Below are 21,211 nucleotides of genomic sequence, written 5' to 3'. Positions count from 1 at the left end.
TTAGTAAAAATGATCCCTATAAGTCTATCAGAGCCCTTATTCTGATCTCAGGAGCTTCCTACCTTATGGCAACCTCCATTTTGATGAGATATTTATTTAAGCATCCACCAATCTGTTGTCTTGGTTTCTCCCGGAATCACTTTCTGCCCCATCACTGGTGTTAATAATTCTATGTTGTTCTGCGCGGCCTTATCAGCCACCATTTTGATAGATTCATCCCAAGGATGTAGTGCCAGATCAAAGGTGGAGAAATGGATGGGGAACAAGATTTTGGCATTTACATCCTGGCATGCTTTTATGACCTGCTCCGGGAAAAGGTGGGTGTTTGGCCATCCATTGTTCCACGCATCTATCTCCATAAAAGCCAGGTCAAAAGGGCCGTATTTCCTGCCTATTTCTTTGAAATGCTCTCCATAACCGGTATCGCCGCTCCAGTACACGTTCTTCTCTTTCCCCTTGATCACATAGGAAGCCCAAAGAGTCTTGTTTCTGTCATTGTAACTTCTCCCTGAGTAATGCACCGTAGGGCAGGCTGTTATACTCAGAGATCCATGGGTCACAGACTGGTACCAACCCAATTCGGTGATTTTGTTTTTCGGTACTCCCCAGCCCTGTAACCTGACTCCCACGGCTAACGGTGCGATAAACTGTATGTCTTTATCGGCCAAAAACTTAATGGTTTCTGCTTCAAGGTGGTCATAGTGGTCATGGGTAATAATGACAACATCAATGTCCGGGAGTTCCTCCCTAAGCAAGGGAGACACACTCATCCTTTTGGCAATCATGGGTAAGGGGCCCGCGTTCCCAAATACCGGATCAATCAATACACGGTGTCCGTCAAGCTCAATGATGGCTGTGGAATGCCCTAACCAATAGGCAGCAAAAGTAGAAGGCACTTCCGGGAAATCATTTTTCGTAAGCATGCGTCTGGGCAACTCAGACTTCGGGGCATTAGGAGAAGTTTTGAAAAATCTCGCAAAACCAGAGTTTCCCCCGGTCACCTTTTCAGCGTAATAGACTATCTCTTTAGGGCTGACGAATTCATCTTTCTCAGGTGAAAAATAAGAGATTTTGGAATATTTACCTTTGCGTTCATCTTGGGGTTCTACTTTGCCAAGTTGGTTCTTTACATAGCATCCGGTTACGCCTAAAGCAAGGAGCAGTGCTATGGCTAAAAAACTTAAAATGTATTTTCTTTTCATTAGGAGGTTGTTATGCTGTCTGTGCTATTGGGAAGAAGAGTTCTCCCAATAGGTATGAACGGCTTTCTGGATGGTAGCATTGCAATGAGGTTGTAAACTTAAAGATTCATATGGTATTTCAGCCATACCACATCATCTTCCTACAGCTTAACATCAGTTAACTGCAGACTTATGGAGGGTCTTCTTTGCAGCTACTCGCTTACCTCTAAAGTAGCAGGCGTTGCACGGGGGGAACAGCAAAGTATTATCCAAGATTCTATTGCTCCTCCTCAAAACATAAGAGGCAGGTTTATTGTAAAACAGCTCATTTTTTTTTCACTCTTGGACATATCAATGATGAGCAATTTAGAAACATCGTAAGACTATTGATGCCCAACAGACACTACTGATCCAGCCATCTTTTGAAATTATTGGGTTTGCTATTGCACATGATGATATCTCTTTCTGGAGTAGGTTGAAGTATCAGGTGCAAACCACCCTTAAAACAAAGCCTTATTTCTGGACCGCATGTATATGAACAATGAGTTTCCATCGTAAAGGGGAAAAAGCTGTTTTACCCACTTACTCTTCCAGCTGGTCAAGGGAGTAGTTGAGGATGTACAGTTTACCTTGTTTCGTTACCGGAAATACCACGCATTCTTCAGCCCAGAAATAAGATACCTTCTCAACAGGTATAGCTTTGATAAATTACCTGCTTTTTACAAGAAAACGTGAACAGGCGGCCTATGGCTGTGACGACTGTACCAATTGGCAAAGGTTGCTTAGTTCCTGTGAGACATGGTGCCGTTATAAATCTTCGTGTTTCTTTATAGCCCTTGCTACTTCAATTGGCTTTATTGGCTTCAGCAGGTAATCTTTAAAAATGAAATTTATGGAACAGAGCCTGATCGTGACAGATATATTCAGGACCAAAAGAATAGATGGTGTAACCACTACCAACGGTGATCTATTACCTTACACCAAAATAACGGTACCCAAAGCTTTAAAAAGCGGTAGGTCATAGCGGCTGATTCAGATAAAGACTTTTGCTGGCCAAGGAAAGGGTACTGGACATGGAGTAGAACCCTTTGTGAGATTACTTACGAATTCGGCTTAAAGTAACCTGCACATTTTACCCGGTTGTTCACGCAACAGGTGGTCTAGGCCACCAGTGAATACATAGGCGGAATTTGCTTCTTGCTTGTTAAAAGAAACATCTGCAGGATAGGGATAAATCCGAACGGGGCGTTTGAGGAAGTTGCCAAACCCAGAAGTAGAAATTACCGCAGGTGGAGGGAGATTTGAACAAACTTTGTAGTTTTATGCAGGTAACCGAACTGTATCTGTTTAAACCTTATTATTTGTTGATGCCGAGGTTAAACAAATCTCCCAGGAAAAAGCCGCTCAAAAACATTTACCTATTCTTTTTAGGGGGTGTTTTGCTATTGCCTGGTTTTCTCTCCTTTTATGAGCAATCAACGGTTATCAGATCTCATTCCATTGCACAGGTTGTACCTGCCTCTAACCCAATCGTTGATTCTGCCCAACTGAACGAAAGAAAATCATTGTTTGAGTTGAATTTGCCGGGGCAGTTACCTTTGCCGGGAGAGGATGATTGGGTGGCGCAGCGGTTGTTAAAAGAAAATGGGGCGCTTTTTGTGGCGCAAGGCAACGTAGTTCATCCACCTTCCATCATTTTCGCCAATGCCTCTGACTGCGCAAACTGGCAAGCACAGATAAAAACCCGCCGCGAATTTTTCAGCGGCATACCCATTGAACTGCAAACGGAGGCGATGGAGGCATTGCTCAGTGCCCGTAAGGAAGCCGCAGATAAAAAACTGCGCATTACACCTCGTGGCAGGTGGGCGGGCCGGCGCAGTTACCGTGACACGGAAAAAATATGGAGCCGGCGCGTTCACTCCGGGCTGGCTTTCTGGCAGCGGCGCGGGAAGCTAAGTGCTCGCGAAGCAACCAGAATACGCATGTTGGCGCCTGCCGGGCAAGTGAAAGAGATTTTACAGTTAGAAGCGCAAGGGCTCTTTTTCAGCATGGATTTCTCCAAGTCAGTGCTTTACTCGGGTACAGCTCCCGGAGCTTCGCAGCATATCTCCATGCTGGCCCTGGATATAAACGAGAGCGACCAGGCAGCGGTACGCACCATCCTGGCCCGGCATGGCTGGTTCCAGACGGTTATTTCGGATTTGCCGCATTTTACCTACCTGGGCACCACCCAAGATAGATTACCAACCCTTGGTTTGAAGAAGACTGTAAAAAATAGGCGGGTATACTGGACGCCGGACTAAACCTTTATTGGAAGTAGGTGTAGTCCTTCGTATTACCCTGTTGCACCTTAAAGCACAGCAGGGCCTGAATTTACTCTAATAACCAGGCTTCAGCCTCTGCCTTGGTGGCGAAGTATTGGCTTTGCACCGTCAGGTGGGTTTTTTGGGAGACTTCCTGGGCTATTTCCTGTGATCTCGCCTCGCGCGCCTTATCTGCGGTCAATATTCTGGCCGATTTCTGCAGGCGTGTTTTCATCAGATCCATGGCAAACCTCATGATGATGCCTTTGTAGCGCTCCTCATCCAGGTTGGGGTCTATCTTAGTTGTACTGGCATCTATCAGAAGCCTTTTAACATCATAGTTACGGATTGTCTCCACCAGAATATGCAAAGCATTTTCCACCTCCGCCAGGTTGTAGGGGTGGGCGCTAGGCCACTGTGTAAAAAGAATATCGGTGCTGGGGTTATAATCTATGGTGAGCAGGTGGCTGCTGTACAGTCGCATTTATTTCTCAGTTGGAAATAGGTGAAAAGGATCCAAATGTACTTAGAATTATTCCATAAGAAGTTAGTGTGGGTGCAAAATAAAGAAGATCTGTGGTGAAAAAGAACCTGTTCTGTCAATCTAAAGGTATTCTAAAAGTTTTCTTTATGTCTTTCACCAACCCGGACCCATAGCTTAGCCTCCTCTACTCACTGAAACTTAAGCTATGAAACGTGTAATGCAAAAATCACCTGTTCCCCTCGTCATCTTAATTGCTTTTTTAATCTTTTCTGGCTTGCCAGTTAATGCCCAGCAACCGCCCCGTTACCCCAGCAGGGTAGAGGAGCAGATCAAGCAGGTGGAGCATAGCCTTTTTTCCTGGGTTCGGATCAAAGGCAAACCCGATTGGACCATAGCGGAAAGGATGGCTTTCTACAAGATAAACGGGTTGAGCTTGGCCGTGATAAAGGATTATAAAATAGAGTGGACCAAAGCCTACGGTTGGGCGGATACGGCCGAGAGGCGGCCAGTTACGCCAACCACTCTGTTCCAGGCAGCCTCCATCGGGAAGTCACTTCATGCGTTGGGGTGCCTAAAGCTGGTAGAAGAAGGAAAAATCAGCCTGGATGCAGATATCAATGATTACCTGCGCTCCTGGCAGTTTCCCTATGATACTGCATCCCAGAACCAAAAGATCTCACTTTCCCGGTTGTTGAGCCATTCCGCGGGGCTTTCTGTCCATGGCTATGATGGGTACAAGGTAGGTGCTGCACTGCCTAATCTTATCCAGATTGTAAACGGGAAGAGCCCAGCCAACTCCCCGGCCGTCAGGTCAGAGTTCGCACCAGGGCTGAAGTTCCAGTACTCCGGCGGCGGCTACGAAATATCAGAGTTGATGGTAGAGGACCAGACGGGGCTTTCTTACGGTGAGTACATGCAGAAGCGGGTGTTTGGGCCTTTAAAAATGCGGAATAGCACTTATGAACTTGTCCCTTCCGGGAGGTTCAAGATGAGACTCGCCACCGCTTACCGCTCAGACGGGCAGTCTATTGGCTCCAAGTACCACCTGTACCCAGAGAAGGCCTGCGGCGCTGGACTGTGGTCTACTGCCGAGGACATCGCCCGGTTTGTCATAGGAGTGCAACTGGCGCTCAAAGGGGAGCCCGATCAAATATTGTCCACCCAGATGGCTAGGCAAATGGTTTCTCCGCCCGGCCCTGATTCTACGTACGGGTACGGGGTTTTCCTGGAGAAAAGGGGTGGGGTGTCCTTTTTTCATCACAGCGGCCTGAACGAAGGGTTCAGCAGCCAATACTACGGTTCTATGGAAGGAGGCAACGGAGTGGTGGTATTGGTGAATTCAGACAACACCCGGTTCGCGCAGGAGGTAATCAATAGTGTGGCCACCGTTTACGGATGGAAGGGTTTTGCACCCTTCTCCCAGAAAACAGCTATTGCGCTTTCTGAGGAAGAACTCAGCAAATTTGTTGGGAAGTACCAGTTCAAGGGTAATCCGGAGGATTTTGTATTAGTGGTCCTTAAAAAAGGGACATTGTACCTAAAAGACCATCAAAACGGAACAGAGTCGGAGATTTTCTTTTCTTCTCCTACAGACTCTTATATGCGCGAGGCAAGATGGGTAGACCAGGTATTCTCCAAAGACAAGGCGGGAAAGATCACTGGGTTTCACATCATAGGCGGAGGGATGAAACAGTGGGCTGCCAAAGTGGAATGAAAGCTTTCCAGCTGAAATGTAAGTGGGTTTGTAGTTAGGGAGTAGACCAGGTGAATGCCAGTGTCATTGGTGGCAAATTTGATAACAGGCAGTCCTGTTTTGCCTGAATCTGGTTTCTGGCGCGTTTTTGAAAAATGCTCTTGAAAGTGCATTGTTGCTTCATGATGAGCATCCTCTATCAATAGCCGGCTCAGCTATTTCCCTTACCGCAGAAGCGTATTGGGATCCATGATTGGCGGTATTGCCGAGAGCTAAAAGATGCTAGACTTCTGTGGGGAACACAACATTGTCTCAGACATTGAGATGATCAACATCAAGCCGACAAATGAGGCCTATGACCTATTACTCAATGTTGATGTCAAGTACCGCTTTGTCATTGACATTGCCTCTTTTAAGAAATAAATCTGGGTACGCGCAGGTAAGAAAAGGCAAGCGAAGCGTATAAAGCAGAAAACACAGGCATGGCAAGAATTTTCATCACCGGCTCCGCCGATGGACTAGGGCAACTATCTGCAAGGGCATTGTTACAGCAGGGGCATCAGGTGGTTCTGCATGCCCGTAATGCAGAGCGAGGCCGTGATGCCTTGAAGGCCAACCCAGGGGCAGAGGCGGTTTTGACCGGTGACCTGTCCAACCTGGAAGAAACAATCCACCTTGCCCGGAAAGTAAATGAACTGGATGCCTTTGACGTGGTGATCCATAATGCCGGCGTTTACCAGGCGCCTGCCAAAGATATATTCGCGGTGAACACCCTGGCACCTTATGTTCTTACCTGCCTGATACAAAAACCGGAGCGCTTGTTATACCTGAGCTCCGGGATGCATCTCCATGGCCGAGCGAAACTAGACTCCTTTAAGACGAGTGCTAACTACATAAACTATTCAGACTCAAAGCTGCACGTGCTGATGCTTTGCAAAGCCGTAGCGAGGATATGGGCTGAGGTTTATGCCAATGCCGTTGACCCGGGCTGGGTACCTACCAAAATGGGCGGGCGTGGGGCTCCGGATGATTTGGAAAAAGGGTATGCCACCCAGGTGTGGCTAGCCACCAGCAAGGAAGAAAAGGCGAAAGTCAGCGGCCGGTACTTTTTCCACCAGAAGGAAAGACCCCACAACCCTGAAGCCGACGACATTCAATTGCAGGAGAGGTTCCTGGCTTTGTGCGGAGAGCTCACCGGGGTTTCATTACCCGAGTAGCTTGGGAATGAACCGGGTAACCTCAGCGCATTTGATATAACCGGATTAAGAGAAATTACAATTGGTTGCTGTTTAGGGCCTGTTTTTAAATAAATTGGCCCTAAACAGCAACCCACAATTTTTAACTTCCACCAGGGCATTCAGGCTTTCCCAGGCTGCGTTCTGCTTACCAAGATTTGCATCTTTTTATACATCAGCTGGTAACTGAGGCAAAATTTCAAGTTGGATTAGACCAGGGTCAGCACCTGTTTCTTTTTCTCCTGTCTTTACTTTTGATAGGATTGATTCCAGAAGGGGCAGCATGTTGTTCAGGTTGTTTGTTTTGATCAAGAAATTCCAAAGCGGTTCAAACTTCTTCCACCCGCCGGTGTAAAAGAAGTGTTTCAGCTTGTGCTTGTGCGAAGAGTGGTTCATGCTGGATTTGAAAATATTGGACCAGCTATAAAACTCCTTATAGGCCCAGTCATACCCATTCTTCAGATCCTCGGCGGTTAGGTTAGTGGTTTGATAGACCACGTTTCTGGTATCATACAAGTCCCAGTTCCTGGTGAGGATCCGCCCTTGTTGTTCCATATCCTTGAACAGCTTTGTTCCGGGGTAGGGCGTTAGCACGTGGTAGGTAGAAGTGGTGATCCCATTGTTCACGCCCCAGTCTACGGTGCGCTTGAAAACATCTTTGTCATCTTCATCCAGCCCGAAAACGAAGCTGCCGTTGATCATGATCCCTAAGGAATGAAGCCTGTTGACGGCCTTCTGATAGTCTTTCTCCAGGTTCTGTTTCTTATTACTCTGCTTCAGGTTAGCGGGCGAGAACGTTTCAAAGCCAACAAACAAACTTCTTAAGCCAGCCTCGGCGGCTTTTTCAATCAGGTTCCCCCTTAGAATAGAATCCACGGTAGCCGCTCCCTGAAATACCCTGTTCATGCCTTTCATGCCCTCAAAAAGGTTAGCAGCGAATTTGGCGTTACCCAGCAAGTGGTCATCCAGAAAATAAAGGTGACGGCCTGGGAGTCGATCGATCTCCGCCAGAGCATCGTCCACTATCTGGGTGTAAAAACCTTTACCTCCTTCAAAAAATGCGTCTTTATAACAGAAGCTGCAATGATGCGGGCAACCCCTGGTAACCACTATGGAATTAGGAACCAGGTATTTACTTCGTTTAATGAGATCCCTTCTGATGGGCGGAATCTTGTCCAGCGTTCTGATGCTTGAACTATAGACTTTCTTAGGGCTTTTGTTCTTAAAGTCCTTCAGGAACTGGGGGAACGTTTCTTCTCCCGGCCCCAGGAAAATGGTATCTGCGTGCGGGGCAGCTTCGTCTGGAAGGGAGGTAACATGAAGGCCGCCCAGTAACACATAAGCACCCTGCTTTCTGTAATGGTCCGCAATTTTGTAAGACCTGTAGGCATTGGTGATGTATACCTGAATGATGACCAGATCTGGGTTATCGTTGAGGTTAAGTTCTTCCACGTGTTGGTCCTGCAGGTCCACCTCATCATCGGGGGATAAGTAGGCCGCCAGGGTGGCTAAGCCCAAAGGCGGAAACAAAGAATACTTGATAGGCCGCCAAAAGGGGCTTTCTGCTTCTGCCAGGGCGGGTAAGATTAGCTTTACTTTCAATTGGTTTGCGTTTCTAATGACAGACTACTTTTGACATTTTATAAGCTCCAGCTTTTGACCTTAAGAAAGTGAAGTAAGACTTCTTTGCGATTCTGTTTGGCTGGTGTCGGACCTGAATCTTTATCTGAGAACTCTGTTTCGGGTCTATTTTCAGGAAAACAAACCCGAAACAGTTGCACGGACAAAAGTGCAGTTCTCCTGCGGCTGCTATCGGCTGCTGGTCTGGTCGCCAGATCTAGTGAATCTGATATTGCGGACCACTGGGTTGCTATAGTCCAGGGCCACTACCTTCCCGGATTTATCCCGCACGAAGCGTAGCGTCAGGCCGCTTAACTGAAAGGTGTCCTGGCTGACGGGCTGGAATTCAAAATCGGGGCCGGGGGCATCGTTGGCCCGACCCACCAGGTTGTTGTTGGCGGTGCCCATGTCGAAGAACGCGCCTATCTCATTGTTTTGGTACCGGCCAGAGAAGGCTTGCAGGTCAGCGGCAGTCGGAGTATAAGGTTCGGCTCTGCGGTATCTGGTGGTTTTGCCCTCCATGGATTTCAGCTCAAATTGATCAGGGGAGAGGAAGTGCAGCTCAAATTCATCCTGAGACATGAACTGTACAAAGGCCCCAAAGCGGCGATAACGGTCTTTGCCCACCGGCACCAAACCTGGTCCGCCTGTCACCCTGAATCTATCCCGGTCCAGGGCCAATCGCAGCGGCTCGCCGGTTTTCTCGTTGAAGAACAAACCTGTCTTGCCTTTGGCTTCTTCCAGGGCCTCCCCGGTAAGGACAGGCGGGGTGCTAGCTACTGCTTTCTGGGAGTCTGCGTAGGTTACAAACTGGTCTACAATGCGTTCGGCCAGACCTGTGGCAGGTTTTGCATCTGAATTACACAAAACAGCCACAGAAACGCCTTGCTCTGGAAAACGGCCTAACCAGGTATGGTACCCGGCCGCGCCGCCAGAGTGCCACACTTCTTTGACCCCGCGGTAGGCTTCCAGGAAGAGGCCTCGGCCGTAACCCAGCTTTCTGCCGTTGTTCAGTTTGGCCGGTTCCTGCAGCTTATCTGTGACAAACTTTCCCAGACGGTTTTTGTCCAAAGCATCGTTCCAGAGGATAAGGTCACCGGCCGTGCTGAGGATGGCGCCACCGCCCCGGTCGTTGCCCAAGTACATGTCCAGTTTCCAGCCATCCTTCGTTTTCTCGTATCCAAGCGCCCGGTTCTTCACAGCGGCGGTCATGTCGGTAACGTAGGAGGTGGACTTCATCCCGAGTGGCTCAAAAAGGCGTTTCCGAGCGAAATCTGCAAATGGCATTCCGCTGGTGCGCGCCACAATCTCTACCAGTAACACATAGCCGCTGTTGGAGTAAGACCATTCCTCACCGGGTTTGAAGTTAAGTCCGCGCTGCCGGAGAATGAGCGTAATGGCTTCCGGTTTCCCGTTGGCCAGTGGCAACAAACCTGTCCAGTCCCGGATGCCGCTGGTATGGGTAAGCAGATGGTCCAGCGTGATTTTTTGGCCGTAATCTGGCAACTCTGGAAGGTACTTTTGGATGTCCTCGGTAAGGGATAGTTTTTTCTCCTGCACTAATAGCAGGGTTGCCGCGGCAATGAACTGCTTCCTCACCGACCCAATGTCAAACACCGAATTCAGGTCTAGGGGTACTTCCCGCTCAAGATCGGCAGCACCGTAAGCGCGGTCCACGACCACTTTTCCGTTCTGCGAGACCGCACAAACGCACCCCGGGGTTTCCTTTGAGGCCCAACTGAATACCTTGTCTATCTCGGCTGTTTTATCCTGCGCAAATGCTGAATAATCCGCAAAAATGATAGCAGTAATTATGATCAGAAGCAGGTGAAATACACCTTTGTAATTTGCTTTTTTAAGTCCTGTAGTTAAGAGGAAGGAACCTGTTGAAGATTTGATTGATTTTGTTTTCATATGCTTTATAATTTAGATGAATAGGAGTAGAAGTTTTAAATTTGACAGTTTATAAAGTGCTTTGTAATTCAAAGCGTAAATAGAAGAAATAAGCAATAAACGTTCTGATTAGGTGCGTATAGGAACACCCAATGTAGTTTTGAAAATAAGTAGGATTTACCTAAAAAATTAGAGCTGTATTCTCTGCCTAGACAGAATAAAGAAGTTTATTTAACAGAAGCTTTATAATAAGTCTCCAGGCAGGTATTAAGTGGTTGTCCTTCCTGGTGAATGCAATCACAAAATGTGTAACACGCTTGCGGGTTATCGCTGTTGGGGCACTGGGTTTGGCATTCCTTCAGCGTATTCCGGGGCATCATTTCATTTCCATAAACCGCAAACACCACTACTACGGCGAAGGCAGTTGCCACCCCCGAAAAGAACTTAATGGGGAATTTAGGGTCCAATTGCTGCCATTTGGTTCTCAAACTTTGGCGGGTAGGCTGGTTGAAGGGTAGGATAGACTTCCAGGTAGGATAGTACCAGCAAATGAGGTATAGATTGGCCAGCACCATCAAAGGCGAGGTAAGCCGAGACCCATCAAACCGGACGGCCAGGGAGAGAATGCAAATGTTTAGAATAATGGGGAAATAGATGAAGGCTCCCAGGATTACAGTGCGCGGAATGAGCAATAATACGCCGGCCAGAACCTGCATCACCCCAATTATGGTGTAATAATATCCAGTGTGGTGAAGCGCTTCCAGATAATTCCCCATAGGGTGATTCACAGAAAGGGCCGTAAACCGCTCATCCATGATTTTCACGATCCCAGGCGGAATGAAGCCAACCGCCAATATAAGCCGGCAGAATATGGAGAACAGCCAGAGCCACCTGTTTTCCCTTGCCTGGGTATGAAGTTGGTCTAATTTGGTAGATATGCTCATTGCCATGAAGTATGTTGCCGCGCCGACATTCCTTTTACTTTCTATAGAAGTTTTACAGTTTATCAATCATATCACCGAGGTCACTCACCCCTAAAGTGAACATCATGATGATCACGAACAGAATGACCTTCACCGCAACCGGGAAAGTGAAACCTAGCCTTCTATGGAGATAGCCGTTGGTCGGAGGAAAGTAAATCAAGGACAACAACAAGTAGCCCATTGCCGGGACTGGATGCACCAGAAATAAATTAAGTACGCCGATGACAACAATAATCAAGAAGACTGTCCAGGCAATCATGGGAAAAGAGCTAGTATTTGCATTCATATATCCGTTTTATATATCTGGTGTAAGAAATCAACAACCATACTATTTTAGGCTTGTTTTTAATAATTAAGTAAAAAAGATATTAGAAGCTCATTCTCATTAAATCAATTTTATCAAACAATTCTCCCACTCCTAAGGCGGCCCAGATGATAAATAAACCTAAGGCTATTATAATCCATATTGGCAGTGATAAACCAAACCTGCTTTTGATGTAATTAACTGCAGGAGGGAAATACACGAAGGATAAGAGTAATAGAAATACTCAGAAACCAGGATCATTTCCCCAAAAGGTGTTCACTATACCAATGGCAAATACCACTATTCCAAAAAGCCAATTGGAAAGGCTGCTGCTTACACTTATTTCTTTGTTCATGATATTCTTTAATTATGATTTTAAAACAAAACTTTCACCTATTAGAGCAATCACCTGTACTGCAGTAGGCCCTATTACTTGGTTATTTAAACTCAAAGAATAGGGGGAAAAGGAAAATGACGATGATGGTCCAGACAAAGTAAACCGGCAGGTACAGTACAATGGCTTTCCCAACCTGATTGATGGCTGCTTTTCTGGTGATGGTTTTAAAAAGCATCACGGTCACCAGCAAAAGGTGGACGAGCATGAGAACGTTTGCGCCCATGACCGCCACGCGGTTAGGTGTAATGCCCCACTCAGAGATGCGGAAAGAGATGGCAGATAGAGCAATGCCGTTTACCACTACCGTTACGGAAGATAAAAGCAGGAGCACCCAGATACCCCAGGTGGACTTCTCCTGGGCAGATGTCTCGGCTACGGAGAAGAAGATCAAGGCCATTACCCCAATCAGGAGCACGTTGAACAGCATCAGGAACTCCCTGTCGTTGTAGGGGTCTTTACCTGAGTAGATGATGGCACCCAGGTAAATGATAAGCATGACCAATACCAGCGGACTGAAGATCTTGGCAATTACCGGTGATACTTTGTTCACCAATTGCGGATTGGTTTGGGTGAGGTAGGTGGCCACAATGGGAACTGCCACCGCCCCGAAAACCACCACATACTCGGTGTAGAACTTCTCAATCTTCAACCCAATCAGCTCGAACAAACCGAGGGTAATGCCCGTCATCATGACTCCAGCAATCACCAACATTGCAGACATCACTGCCAAGTCGCCGTTAAACCGTAGGTATTCCAGCCGTTTGGAGTAGTCTCTGAGGCTTTGGCCGGTAAAAGATACCCCAAGCATCACCCACAAGAGCAAAGGCAAATGGATGCAGGCCAGAATGAGGGTATCGCTGGTGGTGGAGTTTGGCAGGGAGTTGATGTACACCAGGCAAATGGCCATCACCCCAAAGACAAACATGACCTTTTTGCCTTCCAGGTGATTCTTCCATGCGAAATAAGCCGCCAGAAAGGGAAACACCAGAAACCCGATGTTACGAGGATAGAAGAACTCTTCGTTAATGTTGAAGATGTTGGGTATTTTGGCCAGCACACCAGCCAGGAAGGAGGCGAGCACCACAAACAGAAACTCTTTCTTGGATCCCCAGGAGATGACGTCAGATTCATAATTCAACCGTTCGTGCCAGAAATCGGCTAAGGTGTTGCCGCTGAGTTGCGGGTAGAGACCACTGAACTCCTGCTTGAAACCGGCCTTGTTGGCCCGGTACAGCTTCTCTAAGTGCCTCGGGTCGTTGAGATGGGTAAGGATTTCCTCTTTCATGGGTGTCAATTTTTATTCTTTAGATGTTGGCTTCCTCAATTGCAGTGAAGGGCGCACGGGATGTGCAACTTGGGATCTACGCTTTGGGACTGTTTTCTTGAATACAGCCTAAAAACAAGGAGGCTGTTTATAGAGAAGGTAGATGCGTGATTGCAGCCTTGTAAAACCGCAACCTGAATTCATCTGCTTCTAATTCCACATAGTTCCTGCTAGGCCTAAAACGGTTCCAAGCCATAGTCCTATCAAATAGACCACAATGCTTAGGAGAATGGCCAAGGTTCTGTTAAAACCCCGGGAGCTCTGGTAAGCCATAAAAGCGTAAAAGGCCCCACCCGTGGCACCCGCCAACGGAGTGATGATGAGCGGTTTTATCATCCAGTACTTTCCCCAGGCCGGATTTGGGTAATCCACACCAAATACAAAAAAGGAGATGACTAGTAAGGCAATGGCGGCCCCAATCAGCACGGGCTTCATAATGGATACCGAATGGTTGGGCTGGGCTGTTAAATTGTTCTGAGTTGTCATGATACTATGGCTTCTAAGGTTTAAACTATTATTTAAGGTTTGTTAAAGTACTTTGAAATACAAAGTTTAGGCGCAAAAAAAATTAGCTTCCCTGCCGATTGCTCAAAATGAGTTTCTCCAGCGCATCTAAATGGCTTTTGAAGGCCTGTCGTCCACCATCTGTGGCATGGTAGGTGGTCTGGGGTTTACGGCCCACAAACTGCTTTTCCACGCGCAGGTACTCGGCTTCCTCCAGGGCCCGCAAGTGACTGGCCAAATTTCCGTCGGTTAACTGCAGGGTATCCTTGAGGGTGCTGAAGTCAACTTTGTCCTCTACCATCAGCACTGACATAATGCCCAACCGTGCCTTGCTCTCAAAGGCTTTGTTTATGTTCTCTAAATAGTTCTTCACTGGTCTGCTAGCGTTCGTACTTAAAATACACTAGCGCGCCATACACTATGTGCAGCATGCCAAATCCTATGGTCCAGGACAGCAGCCCATAACTCACAAAGAAGCTGGCCACTAGGCCAAGCACAATCTCAATGATACCCAGGTAACGGATGTCACTTATGGTGTACTTACTGCCATTCAATAAGGCCAATCCATAAAATACCAGCATGGCCGGAGCCACCAAATACAACAGGTTATGGTAAATCAGGACAGCGCAAAATACCCCGCCGGCGGCCAACGGAATGGCCAGGTTTACAGCCAGTCTCCTGGATTGGCTGTCCCAAACCCGATGGTTTTTTCTACGCGCATTCCGGACCGTAAAATAAGTGGCCGTACAAATACCTAGGAAAAGCACGGCAGTCGCAGTACCTAAGAGGAAGAGAATGTCCTGGCGGGTGAAAGAGCGGCCCAGGTCATCATAATAGTTGATATTACGCTGACTAAAGTACCACTTCACCACAGCCGCTCCCGCAAGTGCCAACAGACCTGGAAATACACCGGACAATCCGCTGAGCGAGATAAAGCGGGAAGAACGATCCATGATGTTCCGGATCTCATGCAGGGTTTCTAGTTGCTCTTGCTGCTGGTTCATGTTAAAGTACTTTGCGTTTCAAAGTTACTCAAATATTTTTTCTTCGCAAGTGTTTTTTAAAAGATTGGTTGTAGAACATGGTCAATAGCCACTACCGTACCTTAGTGGGTGAATCAGGTACGATAGTAGTGACTGATTAAGGTGTAGAGTTGCCAGAGTGCAACACTTTTGCAGAATTGACCTTAAAACGCGGATATTAGGCAAGGTGGTCAGCAGAACTCAAGGAAGAATCCTTCTGGTAAGCAGTCTTTTTAACGATACGCTGCTTTGTGAAGGCTATTTGAAATCCTGGTGAGCTATACACTACATAGAAATTATAGAAATGAAGCGGATGTAGCCCATGATTGTAAATTTGCCTTTACCGCTGCAAAAAGTAGCTAATTACTGTGATGGCGTACTTGTTTCGGTCACCTATGAAGTGCTGGTCGTCAAATCTCACCAATCCATCTTTTCCTAGGTAAGTGTACACATTGAAAGGTTGTAACAAGTAGTGCAATTCCACCATTTCCACGATCCGCTTAAATAGAAGGTCACCCTCAAGCACTTTTTCAGATTTGCCCATAAAATAAAACAACTAATAATCACTATTTATATGGGATTGCGGAAGGAAAGTTGAAGGGGTAAATACTCGATTATCCTTGATAAATACTCCTTTTTAGGGAATCCTATGAAAAAGCTGTTGCTTTTTTGGCTTTTGCCTTCATCACTCAGGTTTCCCATTATAAGGAAGGCAGCTAAAATAGGCTAAGTTTGACCTTCCACCTGAAGTAGGGTAATTCTTCAATAACCTTCATTCCGGATGTAACCAATGCAGGCCTGCAATTCGCAGGCTTGGTCATTATTTCATTGGTTAGTCGGGAGCAAACCAAGATTAAAGATTTGGGTAAAATGGCATTCAGGTTTAATCAAGTTTAATGCAACTGCCACCCATTACTTTCAAGCCATCGGGGAATTGTTTCCAAACCCTGAAGTAGCGGAATTTTCCTTGAATTGGGTTCCCCAACATGGTGCCTTTTGTATCATAGACCACCACCACAAGAGCAGTATCACCAATGATTCTTACTTGCTCAAAGGTCGGGATTAGCTGCTCTACTTCCATTTCGCCGGCCCGGTGAGAGGCCAGGTCCATTTCTTTGGTAATGATTTGGCCATTGGGGGCCAGGAACAGCAGGTCTTTGTGGAGGGATTTTTCTAGGAACTTGATGTCGCTGCCTTTTATTCCTTCAATGAGTCTTTCCTCCATTCCTAAGATTTCAGTTTTGCTTATCATCATTGCCAGTTATTTTGGTTTTACAATCCAATAGAATTCAATTCTGGTTTCGCCTCAGTAAAGGTTGTGGAACGGCGAGGTAGTTATTGTTACTCGCGATAGTCCATAAGGAGTATGCAAAGCAAGAAGGATCTCCTTAGTTTTTTACCCGGGTGAAATAGGGGATGGTTTCCAGACCGGCAGGGTAGTCTATGGTTCTATTTCCTTTCCATATTTTGCCGTGCTGGTCTTGCCATTGGCCTTGGGGTAAGGCTATCTTGCGTGAGGCTGCACCTTTGGTCAGGATAGGGGCAATCAAATAGGTATTTCCTAACATAAACTGATCATTGATCTTCTCAAAGCCTTGGTTTGGGAATTCGTACTCCATCATGCGTACCACTGGCTCACCCTTTTGAGCGGCTGATTTTACCACCTCCATAATCATGGGTACAAATTTCTGGCGTAGAACAACGGCTTCTTTCACTGCCTTCTCGTGCTTCTGGTCCAGAATCCGGAATGGGTTTACAGAGAACTGCATCATGGGCATAAAGGCATGGCACTGGGCCGACCTGACGATGAGCTCCTGGTCAATTTGCTTTAAGTCCAGAAAGGAACCGAACTCCCCGCCGCCAATCATATCTGGGCAGGAGAAAGGGTAACCCATTAGCCCCTGCAGTGTAATCTGGGGAATCAATTTCTGTAAATCCTCCCAGTTGTGGGCTTTGTCTGCCAGGCGTTGCGCCAGCGGTTCGCCGCCAACTTTCCAGGCCGCCCTGTACTCGTTCAGCGGGTAATCTATCCCCAGCTTATTAAACAGCATGCTCTGTTGGTGCGGAGAAATGTTGCCGTATGATTTCCCATCGTTGTAAAACCGGATATCACCAGCATCGAACTTAAAGCCATCCACGCCATACTTGTTTTGCAGGTAATCTAATCTGCCTTTGAACCACTTGGCCCCGTTTGGGTGGCTCAGGTCTATGACGGCGCTTATGCCGTTCCACCAATCCACCATCATAGGTTTTGTGCCCTCGCTATCCAATAGCAAGCCACCTGTCTGGGTTAATTGCCGGTATTCACGGGAGTCTGGGCTCACAAACGGGCAAACCCAAAGCATCACCTTGAACCCCAGGCTATGGAGGGTGTCCATCATGGCTTTGGGGTCAGGAAACTTATTCGCGTCAAACTCCCATACCCCGTAGTCATGCTGCCAAGTATCATCAATCATGATAACTCCGGGTGGCATGCCGTTCTTAAGCATGGATTGGGCATAACCCAGCACATCCTTTTGGTTTTGATTGTAGGTCAGTTCTATCCAGGTGTTATACTGGGGGGTTCGGAACAAATCTGGATGAGGTACCTGGCCTTTGAAGGAAAAGTGTTTGGAAGCCACCTCTCTATAAGCTTCTTTCAGTGTTTTGCCCGCGGTCTGCACTATAAGATTGCCTCTTCCTTCAATTTCAATACTATTATCATTCACCACAAAGGCCACAGGTTCCTCGTTGAAAAGGTAGCGTCCCTTGCTGGAGATGAAAAGTGGTTGAAGTTGATTATACGTGTTGGCTTTCACCATGTCAAAGCCGAAGCCTTTAATCAGGGGCATCAAATGGCCTTTGTCAATTATGCCTACGTACCATGCTTCCCCTTTCTGGAATTTGATCTCGGTCTTGTCTTGAGAATACGCCGATATTGCTAAAAAGAGCCCTAAAACCAGACAAAGTATTTTCATGGTGTGAAGCCGTTATGAAATGAATTGTTGTAATGGGTATATAGCCGATGATGATGCTTGAGTAAAACCCAAGGGCTTCTTCAATAGCAATTCATCATCAATTACCTTTTTGACTTTATTTGAGCAAGAACAAACACTTTTATAAAGATTGCCCTAAGTACTTGAAGCCAATATACAATTTCCTAGATGCTTCTCTAATGGATTAGGTTGTCTGTTTAAACGAATTCGATAGACGTAAACAATTTGCCCTATTATAAAGGAGCCGCCAACTCAAGCTAAAAACAGGGTTAAAAATCAAGTGGGCCATTTATATAGACATTGTTGATAGAATACAACCATAAGTAAAGTGTCTGCTTTAAGGGAATGATACAATTGGGCGGAAAATTAAATAGATGTGACCTAGCCTCTGGTCAAGCAAGAATGAAACGGTTAAGCCAGGTGCCGCTACCTTTCTTGTAAACGGACAAAGGAGAGAGGTGAAGCCTATTTGTTCGGCCAGAGTATCCTTAGATTCAACGGCCATTTGCTTTCGCCCAGCGTTTTATCTCCTTCTTGTTTTCTGCTTTGCTTAAAATGCAGGAAGTTAGAAAAATTCAATTGTGGGTAGAATTATGCAGGACGGTCCGTTTACATACCAGCACATCATAATCCTGAAACTGCAGGCTGGCTTCAGGAGGGAGGAGTTTAGCCGGGGAGACTCCGTTGAAGGGGTTATTCTGTTGGCGCTCAGTTTTCGATTCTTGCTGACCCATCTGGAAGGATTCAACCTGGACCAAGCGTTTCTTCAGGAAGCTTCCTGGCAAGTAGACCTTCTGCAGTACGAGGCTTGCTCCATAACTTCTTCCCCTAAGCAGGATACGTATTCATACCTGAAGGCTTTTCATGACACCCGTAAAGTGTTTCTCCGGCTGCTATCCCAATTAGAATTGCCATGCCAGGTCTAGCTAGCATGAATTGTATAGTTTCATTCTCACTTTCATACCCTGCTGCGTTTTTGGTTTTAGGGGCGTTTTTAGTAAACTAGGGTAAATAACCTGCTAAAAGGCTATAACTGAAAGCCCCTTCTGATCCCCCAAAAACAGCAATAGCGTTTGTCCAAATCTCAAACAATTAGGCAATGATAGACAAATTACCTTTTAAGGAGATTCCACCACCGGCCTTTGACAATGACTTTGTGTCCATTCTCCTTTTTGAATCGCGGTCCTTACTTGTATTGGAATGGAAGCGCCAGATTTCATTGGAAGAGCGAAAAGTAGGCTTCTGGAAGGGGCTTGAGTTAACAAACCAGTACCAGATCAAGAACTGGATCATTGATGATTTGCAGCTTTATATCATCAGTCCCGAGGAAAAAGAATGGGTGATTACCGAGTGGACCACCGAAGCCTCTAAATCCTCTATCCTGAAACTGGGCGTGGTTTGCGCCGACTACTACCCAGCTTTGGTAGCGAACACTGAGTTCACTGATCAAGGTAAAGAGCAATATGAGTCAAAAGGCGTCATTGAACACGAAGTCTTCACTGATTACACAAGTGCCCTTTTCTGGATTTATCCGGATGGTGCAGTTTGAGATTAAATCCTTGAGCGAAGTTTATAGCATGTTTTTCCCAAAGAAGCTTAAAACAGCCAATTACTAAAAAGAGGGAGGGGAAAAGCAAAAGGTTGTGTTTGTTGATTTGCGCCTACTGGAGGGTAAGGCAAAAAAATGCCTGCCGGTGACAAGTCGGCAGGCAAACAGACAAACAACAAAAAAACTGAAACAAGAAACTAACTTCCGCATGGGGGGCTACGGAAGACAACTCAAAAACTAATAGCGTATTCCAGGGTGTCCTGTAAGGGAATCAAATTCAAAGGTTCCTAAAAAGAATCCGTCCAGAACAAAGCCTTCAGACAAGGTAGTGGTAGAGAATTCCATTATATTTTTTGCAGAGGAAGAGGCAGAGATTGAGGTTTTGCTAAAAACAGTTTGGCTGGTTTGCCCACCGGGCTTCTTAGAAGCCTGTAAGCTTACTTGCAGGCTTACCTGGTTCTGAGAACTGTTTTTACTCCGTAACCCTAAGATGTCCATCTTCATTTGCTCTTTTAATATGGTACAATGATAGAGGGTCTCATGCTGCGGAAATAGGAAACTATTGCAGATTATATAACTATAAAGTATAGCCTATGAAATAGGACAAAAAAATGTAATTAAGTGGTGTAGGGTTGATAATAGCCTGCTTTAGCTTAAATGACAGGAAAAATTTCGGCGTAAAAACCTCTATTTTGTAACAGATTTGTGCCTACTTTGGACAGTTATATTGTTGCCTAAAACCTGAAGGCTAAAGATACTGGCGAGGAGAAAAGTGGCCGGGAAAGCTAAAAGCCACCAAGCTTCAATGGAGAAGCGCGCGTTAGCTAGCATTTTACCCCAGGAAGGTACATCCGCCGGAATGCCAATTCCCAGGTACGCCAAAGTTGAACCAACCCCCAGCAATCCCGAAGCAGCAAAGCAGAAGTTTGTTAAAATGGGTCCTTTTAAGGAAGGCAAAAGGTAATTGGTAAAAACCCGGTAGAAAGGTATGCCCAATGCCAGGGCTGATTCATAGTAAGAATCTTTTTTTAGCAGAAGAACGTTGGCTCTGGCAATGCGGGCTGGTAGCACCCAATAGGTTGCACAGATCCAACCTAACAGGGTGCCCAAAGAAAAAGGGGTGAAGGCCGTAAGCAGCAACAGTAAAAGCAACTTCGGTAGCGCCGACCAGATATTGATGATCTTCTGTAGCCAATCATCCACAGCTAATGTGATGTATCTCCTATTCCCGGAGTTTGCAGGAAAACCTTCTTTGGTCAGCAGAAGGTAGAGCAAAGGAAAACTGCTGCCGTAATAAATCCATCGGATTAGCGCTGATTCTGCAAAAACAGGCCAAAAATGTGTGACAGGATACAAGATGCCGTAAACCGATAAAAGTAAAACCAAGGCAAAGAACCTTACCAACGGTATTCTCCAGCCGTGATTTCCTGCTATAGCGGCTATAGTCCCCAAGCCGACGCCAATCAAAGAGGCAAGAACTAAGGGTGGAATGGCTAATAGCCACGCTGTGCGGCAACTAAGAAACAAGTAAAACAAAACGTCCCTTCCTAATCCGTCGGTGCCCAGGAGATGTTCAAACGTGGTGAAAGGTGGGAGGTAGGCTTGCTCTGGTATGGCCACCACCTGCTCACCCCGTAAAACCAGAATTTGGGAAAGAAGGGCCGCTACCGTGAAAATCAACAACCAGGTTAAGGATGCCTTTTCCGCCAGAGACATTGGGCTATTTGTTTTAGATCTCCCCATG

Annotated in this window: 19 protein-coding genes; 6 read left to right on the top strand and 13 right to left on the bottom strand. The window is 46.4% G+C overall.

All coding sequences use genetic code 11. The features are described 5' to 3' along the window. Window positions 1-92 precede the first annotated feature (92 nt). Window positions 93-1,202, bottom strand: coding sequence for an MBL fold metallo-hydrolase (locus J3P35_RS13620; RefSeq protein WP_210465129.1), 1,110 nt, complete (start codon window positions 1,200-1,202; stop codon window positions 93-95). A 1,301-nt stretch (window positions 1,203-2,503) separates the two neighbouring features. Here J3P35_RS13620 and J3P35_RS13615 point away from each other — a divergent pair. After that, complete coding sequence (locus J3P35_RS13615) at window positions 2,504-3,484, top strand: hypothetical protein (RefSeq protein WP_210465128.1); 981 nt, start codon at window positions 2,504-2,506, stop codon at window positions 3,482-3,484. 70 nt (window positions 3,485-3,554) lie between these two features. Here J3P35_RS13615 and J3P35_RS13610 read toward each other — a convergent pair whose 3' ends face one another. Continuing rightward, complete coding sequence (locus J3P35_RS13610; protein WP_210465127.1) at window positions 3,555-3,968, bottom strand: hypothetical protein; 414 nt, start codon at window positions 3,966-3,968, stop codon at window positions 3,555-3,557. Between the two features lie 274 nt (window positions 3,969-4,242). Here J3P35_RS13610 and J3P35_RS13605 point away from each other — a divergent pair, with 274 nt between their 5' ends. The 3 genes from J3P35_RS13605 (at window position 4,243) to J3P35_RS13595 (ending at window position 6,878) form a co-directional block, all read left to right on the top strand. Beyond that, window positions 4,243-5,682, top strand: a complete 1,440-nt coding sequence (locus J3P35_RS13605; protein WP_210465126.1) for a serine hydrolase domain-containing protein — start codon at window positions 4,243-4,245, stop codon at window positions 5,680-5,682. Between the two features lie 258 nt (window positions 5,683-5,940). Beyond that, window positions 5,941-6,084 (top strand): hypothetical protein, encoded by a 144-nt coding sequence (locus J3P35_RS13600; protein ID WP_210465125.1) that lies wholly within the window; start codon window positions 5,941-5,943, stop codon window positions 6,082-6,084. Between the two features lie 59 nt (window positions 6,085-6,143). Then, window positions 6,144-6,878 (top strand): SDR family NAD(P)-dependent oxidoreductase, encoded by a 735-nt coding sequence (locus tag J3P35_RS13595; RefSeq protein WP_210465124.1) that lies wholly within the window; start codon window positions 6,144-6,146, stop codon window positions 6,876-6,878. A 186-nt stretch (window positions 6,879-7,064) separates the two neighbouring features. Here J3P35_RS13595 and J3P35_RS13590 read toward each other — a convergent pair whose 3' ends face one another. The 10 genes from J3P35_RS13590 to J3P35_RS13545 all read right to left on the bottom strand — a co-directional run bounded on the left by J3P35_RS13590 (window position 7,065) and on the right by J3P35_RS13545 (window position 17,900). Next, the gene (locus J3P35_RS13590) at window positions 7,065-8,498 is read right to left on the bottom strand and encodes a B12-binding domain-containing radical SAM protein (protein WP_210465123.1); all 1,434 of its coding nucleotides are present in this window, start codon (window positions 8,496-8,498) and stop codon (window positions 7,065-7,067) included. A 207-nt stretch (window positions 8,499-8,705) separates the two neighbouring features. Continuing rightward, complete coding sequence (locus J3P35_RS13585) at window positions 8,706-10,430, bottom strand: serine hydrolase domain-containing protein (protein ID WP_210465122.1); 1,725 nt, start codon at window positions 10,428-10,430, stop codon at window positions 8,706-8,708. A gap of 206 nt (window positions 10,431-10,636) precedes the next feature. Further along, window positions 10,637-11,224 (bottom strand): DoxX family protein, encoded by a 588-nt coding sequence (locus J3P35_RS13580; protein WP_317195385.1) that lies wholly within the window; start codon window positions 11,222-11,224, stop codon window positions 10,637-10,639. 181 nt (window positions 11,225-11,405) lie between these two features. Continuing rightward, entirely contained in the window at window positions 11,406-11,678 is a 273-nt protein-coding gene (locus tag J3P35_RS13575; RefSeq protein WP_210465120.1) for a hypothetical protein, read from the bottom strand. 455 nt (window positions 11,679-12,133) lie between these two features. After that, entirely contained in the window at window positions 12,134-13,378 is a 1,245-nt protein-coding gene (locus tag J3P35_RS13570) for a hypothetical protein (RefSeq protein ID WP_210465119.1), read from the bottom strand. Between the two features lie 189 nt (window positions 13,379-13,567). Further along, window positions 13,568-13,903 (bottom strand): potassium transporter KefB, encoded by a 336-nt coding sequence (locus J3P35_RS13565; protein WP_210465118.1) that lies wholly within the window; start codon window positions 13,901-13,903, stop codon window positions 13,568-13,570. A gap of 82 nt (window positions 13,904-13,985) precedes the next feature. Beyond that, window positions 13,986-14,234 carry a winged helix-turn-helix domain-containing protein gene (locus J3P35_RS13560; RefSeq protein ID WP_246850301.1) on the bottom strand — a complete coding sequence of 83 codons (249 nt, stop codon included), beginning with the start codon at window positions 14,232-14,234 and terminating at the stop codon, window positions 13,986-13,988. Window positions 14,235-14,301: 67 nt separating this feature from the next. Further along, window positions 14,302-14,925, bottom strand: coding sequence for a hypothetical protein (locus J3P35_RS13555; RefSeq protein ID WP_210465116.1), 624 nt, complete (start codon window positions 14,923-14,925; stop codon window positions 14,302-14,304). 901 nt (window positions 14,926-15,826) lie between these two features. Beyond that, a complete protein-coding gene (locus tag J3P35_RS13550; protein WP_210465115.1) occupies window positions 15,827-16,198 on the bottom strand; it encodes a nuclear transport factor 2 family protein in 372 nt (123 codons plus the stop codon). 133 nt (window positions 16,199-16,331) lie between these two features. After that, a complete protein-coding gene (locus tag J3P35_RS13545) occupies window positions 16,332-17,900 on the bottom strand; it encodes a glycoside hydrolase family 31 protein (protein WP_210465114.1) in 1,569 nt (522 codons plus the stop codon). Between the two features lie 599 nt (window positions 17,901-18,499). On the opposite strand from J3P35_RS13545, the gene J3P35_RS13540 reads away from it, so the two are divergent. Both J3P35_RS13540 and J3P35_RS13535 read left to right on the top strand, forming a co-directional pair. After that, complete coding sequence (locus tag J3P35_RS13540; protein WP_210465113.1) at window positions 18,500-18,844, top strand: hypothetical protein; 345 nt, start codon at window positions 18,500-18,502, stop codon at window positions 18,842-18,844. Between the two features lie 173 nt (window positions 18,845-19,017). Then, window positions 19,018-19,467, top strand: a complete 450-nt coding sequence (locus tag J3P35_RS13535) for a hypothetical protein (protein ID WP_210465112.1) — start codon at window positions 19,018-19,020, stop codon at window positions 19,465-19,467. 687 nt (window positions 19,468-20,154) lie between these two features. Here J3P35_RS13535 and J3P35_RS13530 read toward each other — a convergent pair. Further along, window positions 20,155-21,183 carry an ABC transporter permease gene (locus J3P35_RS13530; RefSeq protein WP_210465111.1) on the bottom strand — a complete coding sequence of 343 codons (1,029 nt, stop codon included), beginning with the start codon at window positions 21,181-21,183 and terminating at the stop codon, window positions 20,155-20,157. Window positions 21,184-21,211: the final 28 nt, after the last annotated feature.

It is taken from the genome of Rufibacter roseolus, from assembly GCF_017916365.1.
Classification (GTDB): Bacteria; Bacteroidota; Bacteroidia; order Cytophagales; family Hymenobacteraceae; genus Nibribacter; species Nibribacter roseolus.
This window is presented reverse-complemented; position numbering and strand designations above follow the sequence as displayed.

Bases quoted from the DNA above. Each gene is read 5' to 3' on its own strand.
- J3P35_RS13600 (WP_210465125.1), top strand. From the start codon at position 5,941: ATGCTAGACTTCTGTGGGGAACACAACATTGTCTCAGACATTGAGATG.
- J3P35_RS13550 (WP_210465115.1), bottom strand. From the start codon at position 16,198: ATGATGATAAGCAAAACTGAAATCTTAGGAATGGAGGAAAGACTCATT.
- J3P35_RS13560 (WP_246850301.1), bottom strand. From the start codon at position 14,234: ATGTCAGTGCTGATGGTAGAGGACAAAGTTGACTTCAGCACCCTCAAG.
- J3P35_RS13580 (WP_317195385.1), bottom strand. From the start codon at position 11,224: ATGGATGAGCGGTTTACGGCCCTTTCTGTGAATCACCCTATGGGGAAT.
- J3P35_RS13585 (WP_210465122.1), bottom strand. From the start codon at position 10,430: ATGAAAACAAAATCAATCAAATCTTCAACAGGTTCCTTCCTCTTAACT.
- J3P35_RS13570 (WP_210465119.1), bottom strand. From the start codon at position 13,378: ATGAAAGAGGAAATCCTTACCCATCTCAACGACCCGAGGCACTTAGAG.
- J3P35_RS13610 (WP_210465127.1), bottom strand. From the start codon at position 3,968: ATGCGACTGTACAGCAGCCACCTGCTCACCATAGATTATAACCCCAGC.
- J3P35_RS13535 (WP_210465112.1), top strand. From the start codon at position 19,018: ATGATAGACAAATTACCTTTTAAGGAGATTCCACCACCGGCCTTTGAC.
- J3P35_RS13615 (WP_210465128.1), top strand. From the start codon at position 2,504: ATGCAGGTAACCGAACTGTATCTGTTTAAACCTTATTATTTGTTGATG.
- J3P35_RS13620 (WP_210465129.1), bottom strand. From the start codon at position 1,202: ATGAAAAGAAAATACATTTTAAGTTTTTTAGCCATAGCACTGCTCCTT.
- J3P35_RS13595 (WP_210465124.1), top strand. From the start codon at position 6,144: ATGGCAAGAATTTTCATCACCGGCTCCGCCGATGGACTAGGGCAACTA.
- J3P35_RS13555 (WP_210465116.1), bottom strand. From the start codon at position 14,925: ATGAACCAGCAGCAAGAGCAACTAGAAACCCTGCATGAGATCCGGAAC.
- J3P35_RS13545 (WP_210465114.1), bottom strand. From the start codon at position 17,900: ATGAAAATACTTTGTCTGGTTTTAGGGCTCTTTTTAGCAATATCGGCG.
- J3P35_RS13565 (WP_210465118.1), bottom strand. From the start codon at position 13,903: ATGACAACTCAGAACAATTTAACAGCCCAGCCCAACCATTCGGTATCC.
- J3P35_RS13575 (WP_210465120.1), bottom strand. From the start codon at position 11,678: ATGAATGCAAATACTAGCTCTTTTCCCATGATTGCCTGGACAGTCTTC.
- J3P35_RS13530 (WP_210465111.1), bottom strand. From the start codon at position 21,183: ATGTCTCTGGCGGAAAAGGCATCCTTAACCTGGTTGTTGATTTTCACG.